Origin of the sequence: Actinomadura soli (genome assembly GCF_005889715.1) — a bacterium.
Taxonomy (GTDB): Bacteria; Actinomycetota; Actinomycetes; order Streptosporangiales; family Streptosporangiaceae; genus Spirillospora; species Spirillospora soli.
The window spans coordinates 1-8,989 of sequence record NZ_VCKW01000301.1; the positions used below are offsets into that span (position 1 = coordinate 1).

The following is an 8,989-nucleotide window of genomic DNA, read 5'->3' on the forward strand; positions in this document are numbered from 1 at the left end:
CCCGAATCAGGGCGATCTGATCTGATAGCGGTGACCACCCCCGGTGCAGTGACCAACCCCCGGTGCAGCGCCTCCAACGCAGTGACCAACCCCGGTGTGACGGCAGCGCCAGTGTGGCGGCCAATCCGGTAGATCTGGGCAGCGATCTGGCCGCCAGCCAGGCCAGCAGCAGCCGATACGGTCGATCGCGAGACCGCCAGGAACTCCAGGTTCTCTGCAGAACGATACGCCCTGCATTACTAATGCCTTACTCGCTCCAGCGTGGAAACAAAAAAGCCCTGACCATCCCATGTCTGGCCAGGGCTTTTCTGTACTCGCGCGTGCGAGGGATGTAGCAGAGCTACAAGCACCTTCCCTCAGATCGAGCCATACCCGCTGTTTTGGCGACCACCCTCGGCCGTCGTCAACCCCTTGAGCAGAGCATCCAGAATCGCCACACCCGACCGGGGCGCTAGCGGGCTCGCTCACCTAGAGCGTCCTCCCAAAGGCGCTGTAGGGCACTCAAGAGGGCGCCCCGCATCTCCGGCGTGGGGTGGGCGTAGGTGCCGCGCATACCGGGAACCTCGTGGCCCATCCGCTCGGATTGCAGGATGTACGGGATGCCTGCGTTGTCCATCCACGGCTGGTGACCGTGGCGGAGCCCGTGAGGTGTCAGGCCCGGCCGAAGCGGCAGCCAGCATGCGAGTGGGATGTCTTCGGCGGGCGGCTTGCCCGAGCCTGGGCATTCCGCGGCCTGTACCTTGTGGCTGATCAGGGTGCCGTCGATCCGGAGGAGTTGCGTCCGTCGGCATTCCGAGCACCGGCCGCGGCCCTCCCCGCTGACCAGCCGGGCGAATCCGCGGCCGGTCGGCGGGGAGAACGGTTCTCCGGGCACGGCTGGCGGCCAGGGCGGGACGGGTTTCCCCGGCCAGCGCTCCCCCGCGTCCACGAGCACCGGCATGGCGGTCTTGGAAGAGCGTCTCGGATACCAGGAGTCAGCAGCGGGCCGGAACACCCGATCGCTGTAGTTGGAACGGCGGAAGTGGGTGCGCTCCGGGCTCAGGAAGACGTACCGGCCGCCGCGGCACCAGGGGTCTTCCGTGCCGCGGCAGGTGCAGGTGCGGGACGTCGCGAGCTGGCGGGCGAACAGGTCGTCCAGGAACGGCGGGATGTCCAGGGTTCGCATGGATCCGTCTTTGGGACGGCCCCGGTAGAACCGGCCGTTCAGCTCGTACAGCTTCCAGTGGAAATCGAGTTCACCGGGACGGACGCATTCGGGCGGCAGCCCCAGTAGTTCGCCCCACCGGGCGCCGGTGAATGCCGCGGTGATGACCATCACGAAATCGGTGTCCAAGCCGGTGAGCAGCGCGCACCGTTCGGCGAGCAAGAGCGCTTGCAGCGGCGTCGCCCACGCCTTCTGAGCGCGCTCTGCTTCGGCGATACGCCGCATTCCCTTGCGTCCTTTCCCTCGTCGGCGGGCGGCCGGGTTGGCTTGGATGTAGCGCGGGATGGCGTCGTTCAGCATGTTGGTGAGGGTGGACCGGGCTTCCCGCGCCGTCCGCTTCCCGACCGATAGCCGCTTTTCCCAGATGGCGATCTCTTCGCGTTCCAGGGAGTGAAGCTCACGGTCACCGAACGTCGGAAGGATGTGCACCTCGATGTAGTACCGGTAGTTGTCGAGGGTGTTGGGTTCGAGGTCCAGTGCCGGGAACCACGTGTTCGCCCACTCAGTGAGCGTGATCCTTCCCGCGCGCGGGTCTACGTAGGTGTTGTTCCGGATGGCGGCCTCCTGGTCCCGCCCGTAGTTCTCGGCGTCCTTCTTGGTCTGGAACCCGGGTTTGGATTCCAGGTGCCCGTCAGGCCCACGCCACCGGGCCCGCCACAGGTTGCCGCGCTTCTCGGCGTACGCCAATGCGCGCCTCCTTTCGTTCGGGGTCAGCTTGCTTTTCTGGCCGTGGGACGCGGTCGCAACGGCACGAATCCGCCCGTGTGTGCGGCAGGCTTTTGCACGCGCCGCCGCGGGCGGCGGGCGGCGACGGGTGTGGCCGGCGACGACAGTGCCCCTTGCTCGTTCAGGCGCACGATTTCGGCAAGGTGGGCGTCGGTGAACCGGTAGGCGCCGCCAAGCATGGTGAACGGAATCTGGCGGGCCGCGGCGCGCCGTTCCAGCCAACTCACCTTGACGCGCAAGATCTCGGCGGCTTCTTCTTTGGTGTGGATCCTGAACTCGTCACCGTTCTGCTGAACTGCGCGCAACTCGGGGCCGGACGTGGGCATGGTGGTGCTGCCTCCTTGCAGAGGTGGCGCCCCGGCGGGTGTGCTTGGTCGTGTGTCCGCCGGGGCCATCTGAACGTGGGTGAACGATGAACGGCCGCCCCCGGGAGGTGGGTGCGGCCGTTGCGCTGTGTAGGAGGGGCTGAAACATCTCCGCATCTCCGCATCTCCGCAGTTGTGGCTGTGACCTGCGATAATGCGTGCGGAGATGGAAGTGGTGGGGCTCGGCTTATCTCCGCAATCGGGGGTCCATCTCCGCAGTGGGTGCGGAGTTGCGGAGATGGACGACCATCGATCTCGGCTATCTCCGCAGGTGTTTGTGCTGGTAGGCGGCGAGTGTGCGGAGTTGCGGAGTTGCGGAGTTGCGGAGATGTTTCAGCGGGTTCCGGGACCGGTCACGCATGGGACTCTCCGTCGTGGTGTTCGACCCAGAACACGGAGCGGTCGCCGCGCTCGTGTTTGCCGGAGCGGATGACGTAGTCGCCGCGCCACCGTCCGGTCTGGCCGGTGAGCAGGCGGCCCAGGGACAAGGTGTTGGGCAGGCGGCCGGTGTGGGTGGTGATGAATTGCCCTTCCCACCGGTCGTCTTCGTCCAGCCCGATCCGGTCGGGTTCGCCGGAGTTGCGCAGTTCGGCGGCGGTCAGGCGTCGCGAGCCGTGCAGGCTGTGCCAGCAGGCCATGAACGCGTGCCAGCGGGTTTCGTCCTCATCGATGCCGCGCACGTCGGCGGCGTTGGCCAGGAACCCCTCGATGCCGTGGTGGGCCAGGAACCCGCCGAGGGCTTGCGCCCACGGGGTGAACTGCCGCATCGAGACCGTGTCGGCGCGCGGTGCCCCGTTGCCCGTCCAGTCCAGGACCAGCACCAGCAGGTGCCACAGCACGGTGAGCTGATTGGCCGGGGTGGTGATCCACTGGTCCAGGTGCGGGATCCCGAACCGGGACTGGTCGCGTTGCTCGGGGCGGGGCATGTTGGGGTCCAGGTGCACCCGCACGGTGCGGGAGGCCATGTCCCCGCCGACTTGGAGGTTGTTGCCGGTGGCCATCCACAGCCGGTCGTTGACGGTGGCGATGTTGCGGGAGGCGCCCAGCTGGCGATCCGACCAGACTCCGGCGGTTACCAGCAGCGCCAGGGTGGCCGAGTCGATGACGGTGCCCTCGGCGAGGTTGTCCCACACCACCACGCCGACCTGTTCGGCCAGCACCGCGGTGATGGACTTGCGGAGTTCCTCTTCGGTGTAGGCCCACGGGATGACGCGCTGCCCGTAGAGCATGCCGGGACCGCCGGTCAGGATGGACTTGCCGGAGGCGGGCATGGTCGCATCGATCAACGCGAACGGCGTCAGCGACCGGGTGAAGTGCCGCAAGATCGGGGTGACCAGCAGCGCGAGGTAGTTCGCCCGGTCGGCCGGGCTGGACCAGGGGAAGTCGCGCAGGAACCGGTTCAGCACGAAGTCGCGGGCCTCGTTGACCTGTTCGGCGGTGGGCCGGTCCGGGACGGGCGGTAGCGCGACTTTGGAGGCCAGGTACAGGCCGGTGGCGGGGTCGTAGCCGGGGCGTTGCAGCAGGGTGCCGTCGCGGCGGAGCACCGGGGCGCCGATCACGCCGCGCAGCGGCGCCAGGTCGGGCCAGGTCTTACCGGCCAGGACGGAGGCCAGGATGTCGCGGGGCGGGGTGACTTCCTCCTCGTAGGTCTCGGTGTCGCCGTTGCTGGTCTTGCGGGACCGGAGCCGGAAGACGTAGGCGTGTTCGGCCAACAGGCCCGCGAGGGTGGCCGGGGTGATCGGGCTGGCGGTGACCGGCAGCGGCGAGTCTTCGTCGGCGGCCGGGGACGTCTGGCCGCCGGAGACGGTTTCCATGTGCACCAGGGACCCGGCGGAGACATAGGTGTCGGGCAGCGTCCCGCTGGCGAGTTCTTTCTTGAGGACGCGGATGGTTTCGGGGCCGGAGCCGACGTGCAGGCTCGGGCGGTCGGTGAGTGGTCCATCCTCCTGGGTCATGCGGGCACGCTCCTCGGGCGTTGGGTGCCGGCGCGGAAACCGGACCGGATGGTCCGGCGGGCGGGCCGTTCGGCCAGCCCGGTGCGCACGGCGGCAGCGGTCAGCAGTTGCTCGGTGTCATCGGGGTCAAGGACGCCCCCGGCCACGAGTTGGCCGAGGGCGACGGCGGCGCCGTAGAGGGTCGCGTTGCGGTGGCCCTCGGGCGCGGCGGCGACGGCGTCCAGGCTGGCCGTGACCGCCTTGTGCAGGTAGGCGCCGCGGCGCCTGGGGTCCAGTTCGACCGTGACGGGGCGTTGCGGTGGCAGGGGCGCGGGGCGGAGCTGTTCGGCCAGCCAGCCGGGCAGCGGCGCCGGGGCCGGGGTGTGGATCGGCTGATAGGTGCCGGTGCCGTCCGGCAGGTCGACAAAGGATCCGGGGCCGACGACGTATCCGCCGTCGCCGCGGGTGTCGACCTTCCATCCCAGCCCGTTCCCTCGGTCGTCGGAGGTGTTGGTCAGCCGGATCCCGTCCGGGGCGAGGAAGTACAGGTGGAACCCGCCGCGCCTGGTCCGTACCTGAAAGGTCTCCAGCGGCATCGACTGACCGGCCTGTTCGCACACCATCGCGAACACATCGGACCCGTCGTTGACGCCGGGCACCGCCCACCTGTCTGGCGGGTGCTCGCCGGGCTTGGGCATGTCGAGATCGATCACCAGCAGGCGGGACGGTCCGCAGGCGATCCCGATGTTGTAGGGGCGCCGCGCCCACATCTCCCGAATGGCATCGGGGTCAGTGGTGGCCGTGCGCTTCCACGGCATTCCACGGGGTGGTTCCTTGTCGCCGGGGGCAACGGGGAAGACGTGCCAGCCGCGGGCGGCGCACGCCAGCGCGTAGCGCACCAGCTGGCCGGGGGGCGGTGGTTGAAGGTTGGTCACGCTGGGCTCCCCTCGGGTGAGATCGGCAGCGGCGCGGGTTATGCCGCGCCGCCCATCGCGAGCTGTAGCGGCCCGGTGGTCAGGTCCCGGTACCACCGGTCGATGTCGGTCAGGAGATCGCCGCGCCACAGACCCGCCCACACTGGGCAGTTCGCGCAGTTGCCGTCGCCGGTCACGCCGTGGTGACAGCCGGGCAGGCGGAGGTTGCGACGCCGCGCGAGAGCGGACCACGCCATGCTGTCGGTACTGATCAGCGCGTCTTTGCGGCCGATCTCGGCCAGGGCTCGCAGGATGCGCAGGATGGCGCGGGTGTGGACGCCGAATCCGTGCATCCGCAGACCCGCCCTGGCCAGCGTCGCGAAGATCGCCGCGCCGGTCGGGGTGTCCGCGCGGCGGCAGACTGACCCGACGCCCACCAGAGGCTCGGTGCGCAGGTCAATGCCGCGAGCGTCGTACAACTCGACGCAGCGCTCGTATTCGTGGACCTCCCATCCCTGGACGACGGGGATGATCGGCAATTCCGGTGCGAGGGTCCGCAGGGTGAGGTAGTTCTCGACAGTGAGCCGCTGGTGTTCGGGCACCGACAGTCCAGTTCCGGCGTAGACCTCAGGACCGCGCCGCCCGCCAGTGATGATCTCGGGCTCGCACATCCAGTCCTGCGGAGAAGCCCAGATGAGACGGCCTGATTCGGCGGTGTACCGGCGGAGGAACGTCACGTACTGCGCAGGGGTGACCGGCCACTGCCCGTACTTGGACACCAGCGTGAACCCGCCCGAGTCCATCGCGACGTCGGTCAGCGCAGGCCGCAGGTTCCGGACCTGGCCCATCGTGGTGAACGACGGGAACGCGGGCCAGTCGATCGCGTAGGGCTCCGTCCGGCGGGTCCCGAAGATCCATGCCGGGGCAGGAACGCCCGTCCAGAACATCGGAGGAGTGGCCTGTCCGTTCATCAGTGGCCGGTCCCGGAGTCCGACGCGAACCGCGCGGCGGCCGATCATGCTGCTGTCCCTTCGTGCGGCGTCGGCAGGGTGAACAGGTCAAGTTGCGGCGTTGCCGGGCGGTCGGTGCACACGCGGTTGCGGGCGATGTCCGGCCGGGCGGTCCCGTAGATCTCGGCGAGCCGATTCCAGACCGCGTCGTGCCAGGGGCGTCCGGTGGCGGCGCCAAGAACGGCAGCGGCCATCACCGGCGGTACTGCGTCGGCGATCCGCTGGAACCGGGACGACCGTGACCCCTGCCACGGGTAGCCGGGCGGGAAGGTCTGCAAGAGCCCGGCCTGCCGGTCGGTGAGGCGCCCGACGGTCGGGCCGAGGTCGGTGCGGTACCAGGTGCGGGCGCCGTTGCCGGTCAGCGACAGCGCGGGCCGGTCCGCGCTGAACTCGTTGCCGCCTGGCGTGCGGCGGTTGCCGCGGGTGTTGACCCGCACGCCGGACGGCCAGCCCAGCGCCGCGGCCATCGAGGTGGCCGGGAAGGGGCTGACCGGGTTGGGCGGGTGCTGGATGGGGCCGGGCCCGAACCTGTCGCCGTCCCACCGCGCCCGATAGGGCAGCCCGGACAGGTCCGGCGCGTACTGCCGGGTGGCGATCAGGAACACGCGGGTGCGGCGGGTGGCCGCGCCGAAGTCATCGGCGCGCAGCGTCAGCACCGTGCAGGTGTCCCACCGATGCATCGCAGCCATCTCGGCGGCGAACTCCTGCCAGATGCCGGCGACGGCGGGCACCTGTTCGGCCACCATCCACCGCAGGTGCGGCGCCGTCAGGGCGACGGCGAGGGTTTCCAGCACCAGCACCGTGCGCGGGTCGGCAACCTCGTCGGCGACGGTGTCGAGAGTGAGGCGCGGGTCCATGCAGTCGGCCAGGCGCTCAACGGCGGCCAGGACGGTGGCGTAGTCGGTGCGGCCGGTGCGTTTACCACTGGCGGCGTAGGTGGGGCAGGGCGGTCCGGAAATCCAGCCCTCGACGCCGGCGAAGCTCGCCGGGTCCAGGGCACGCACGTCGGCTCGCACGCGGCGGTGCCCGGCGGCGTCGGCGGTGCGACAGGCGTCGGCGTTGACCTCAAAGCCGAGGGTGGGGGCCAGGCCGATCATGCGGGCGCCCTCGGACAGGCCACCGGCGCCGGCGAACCCTTCCAGCACGGTCACAGCGGTCACGCGACCTCCCTGCTCCCGGCGGGGTGCACGGTGAGGCGCCGGACGTGGCGGCGTGTGACGTAGGTGACCGGCCGTCCCGCGCCCTCGGCAAGCCGGATCTGTTCGGCGGTCTCAGCCGAGATCACGCCGCGCGGGGTGATGACGACACCGCCATTGCGTTCGATCGCGGCACGGTTCCACGCCCGGATGAAGTCAGCGGCGTTGACGGAGCTGGGTGGACGGGTCATGCGGCATCGCCTCCGGTGGTCTGGTCACCGCGGCAGGACCAGGGCGAGCAGCCGTCCGGGGTGCCGTTCTCGGCGTCGTCGGCGTGGTCGTCGGCGTGGCTGTCGAACAGGTCGGTTTGCCGGTCGGTCCACTCGCTGCGGGTGACTTTGTCGATGGGGGCCAGGTCGAGGGGCTTTCGGCTGCGGTGCAGGTAGGGGGCTTCCTTGATGCCGCGCAGCCGTTGCCGGCGTAGGGCGTGGTCGAACGCGACCGCGTCATCCCATTCCGGGGCGTGGAACCCGCTGCACGGGCAGCGGTCGCCGGTCTAGTGGTGATCGCACCCCGCCGCGCGGTTGGCGCTGGCGGGTCGGTGGTCGTCGCGGTGGTGCCCGCATGCGCAGGTGTCGCGCAGCGCCCGCCACTGCCGGTTGCCGTGGAACGGACACCCGATGCAGGCACTCTTGGGGGTGGCTGCCCAGCCGGACGCGCGCAGGTAGCGGAGGCAGTCGTTGCGGGTCCACCCCTGCCGACCGTCGGCGGCGCCGTCCAGATCCAGCAACGGGAAGGCGTTGCGCAGGTAGCCCACGGTGGCGTCTTTGGCGCGGTGGAACTCATCGCGAGAGATTCCGATCCACTGCTGTGCGGCCAGCCCGCGCGGCACGGGCCGCGGGTGCGGGTAGCCCAGCAGCTCCCGCACGGCGGCTTTGATCGGTTTGACCTTGTATTCCTCGGTGCACTGGCGGCGCACCATCGCGGTACCGGCGCCGGTCCGGTCGGCGACGAACACCGGCATCCGCACGAACGCGCCAGGGTTGAGCGAGTCGGCACGTAGGTTGCCGGTCACGCGGCCGGTGCCGGTACCGGCGCGGACGCGCAGCACTGGGATGCCCGCGGGTTGGGCAACCTCGCGTTCCAGGCGGTCGAGGTGCTCGTACACCACGCGGGGTTCCCACCCGGTGTCAGCGAAGATCGCAGCGTCCAGAGTGGGCAAGCGGCCCTCGGCGGCCAGCAGTAGCAGCGTGGTGGACTGCACACCGGCGCCCAGGCTCAGCACACGCAGACCGGCGCTCATGCAGCATCGCCGTCCTGCCGGTCACGCTTGGAGCGCGGCCACACCGGCGCCCAGTCCGACAGGTCCTCGTTGCCGGGGGTGATGACGATCCCTTCGGGGGTGAGGACGAATTCGTGGCCGTTGTGGCAGGTCCACAGGTCACCGTGCCGGTCGGGGTCCAGGGCGGCCCAGCAGGTGCCCTCGGTGAGGCAGTACGGGCAGTTGGGGCCGCTGGTGACGGGCCAGTGGGTGATGGGGATGGCCCAGTCGGTGCGGCAGGCGTGGCAGTGCCAGGTGTTGATCTGGCCGCCGTCCAGGCGGTCGGCGGGGCCGATGAACACGACCTCGGTGGGGGGTCTGGCAGGTGGGGCAGTCGGGTGGTTGCAGCACCGGCCACTGATCGGCTGGCGGGTAGGGG

The 8,989-nt window shown here is 70.0% G+C and carries 9 protein-coding genes; all 9 read right to left on the bottom strand.

The features are described 5' to 3' along the window. Positions 1 to 451 precede the first annotated feature (451 nt). On the bottom strand, positions 452 to 1,891 hold the full coding sequence (locus ETD83_RS35865; protein ID WP_171064632.1) for a tyrosine-type recombinase/integrase: 1,440 nt from the start codon (positions 1,889 to 1,891) through the stop codon (positions 452 to 454). Positions 1,892 to 1,914: 23 nt separating this feature from the next. Then, entirely contained in the window at positions 1,915 to 2,256 is a 342-nt protein-coding gene (locus ETD83_RS43125) for a helix-turn-helix domain-containing protein (protein WP_171064633.1), read from the bottom strand. Positions 2,257 to 2,648: 392 nt separating this feature from the next. Continuing rightward, complete coding sequence (locus ETD83_RS35870) at positions 2,649 to 4,250, bottom strand: hypothetical protein (protein ID WP_138649654.1); 1,602 nt, start codon at positions 4,248 to 4,250, stop codon at positions 2,649 to 2,651. Then, positions 4,247 to 5,164, bottom strand: a complete 918-nt coding sequence (locus tag ETD83_RS35875) for a bifunctional DNA primase/polymerase (RefSeq protein ID WP_205718056.1) — start codon at positions 5,162 to 5,164, stop codon at positions 4,247 to 4,249. The genes ETD83_RS35870 and ETD83_RS35875 overlap by 4 nt, the downstream gene beginning before the upstream one ends. A 38-nt stretch (positions 5,165 to 5,202) precedes the next feature. Then, complete coding sequence (locus tag ETD83_RS35880; protein WP_138649655.1) at positions 5,203 to 6,114, bottom strand: deazapurine DNA modification protein DpdA family protein; 912 nt, start codon at positions 6,112 to 6,114, stop codon at positions 5,203 to 5,205. A gap of 44 nt (positions 6,115 to 6,158) precedes the next feature. Beyond that, entirely contained in the window at positions 6,159 to 7,313 is a 1,155-nt protein-coding gene (locus ETD83_RS35885) for a DNA cytosine methyltransferase (protein WP_138649656.1), read from the bottom strand. Then, the gene (locus ETD83_RS35890; protein WP_138649657.1) at positions 7,310 to 7,540 is read right to left on the bottom strand and encodes a hypothetical protein; all 231 of its coding nucleotides are present in this window, start codon (positions 7,538 to 7,540) and stop codon (positions 7,310 to 7,312) included. The genes ETD83_RS35885 and ETD83_RS35890 overlap by 4 nt, the downstream gene beginning before the upstream one ends. Positions 7,541 to 7,845: 305 nt before the next feature. After that, on the bottom strand, positions 7,846 to 8,592 hold the full coding sequence (locus ETD83_RS35895; protein ID WP_205718057.1) for an adenine nucleotide alpha hydrolase family protein: 747 nt from the start codon (positions 8,590 to 8,592) through the stop codon (positions 7,846 to 7,848). After that, the coding region (locus ETD83_RS35900; RefSeq protein ID WP_205718058.1) for a hypothetical protein at positions 8,589 to 8,989 on the bottom strand (401 nt) is incomplete at its 5' end. The genes ETD83_RS35895 and ETD83_RS35900, both read right to left, overlap by 4 nt.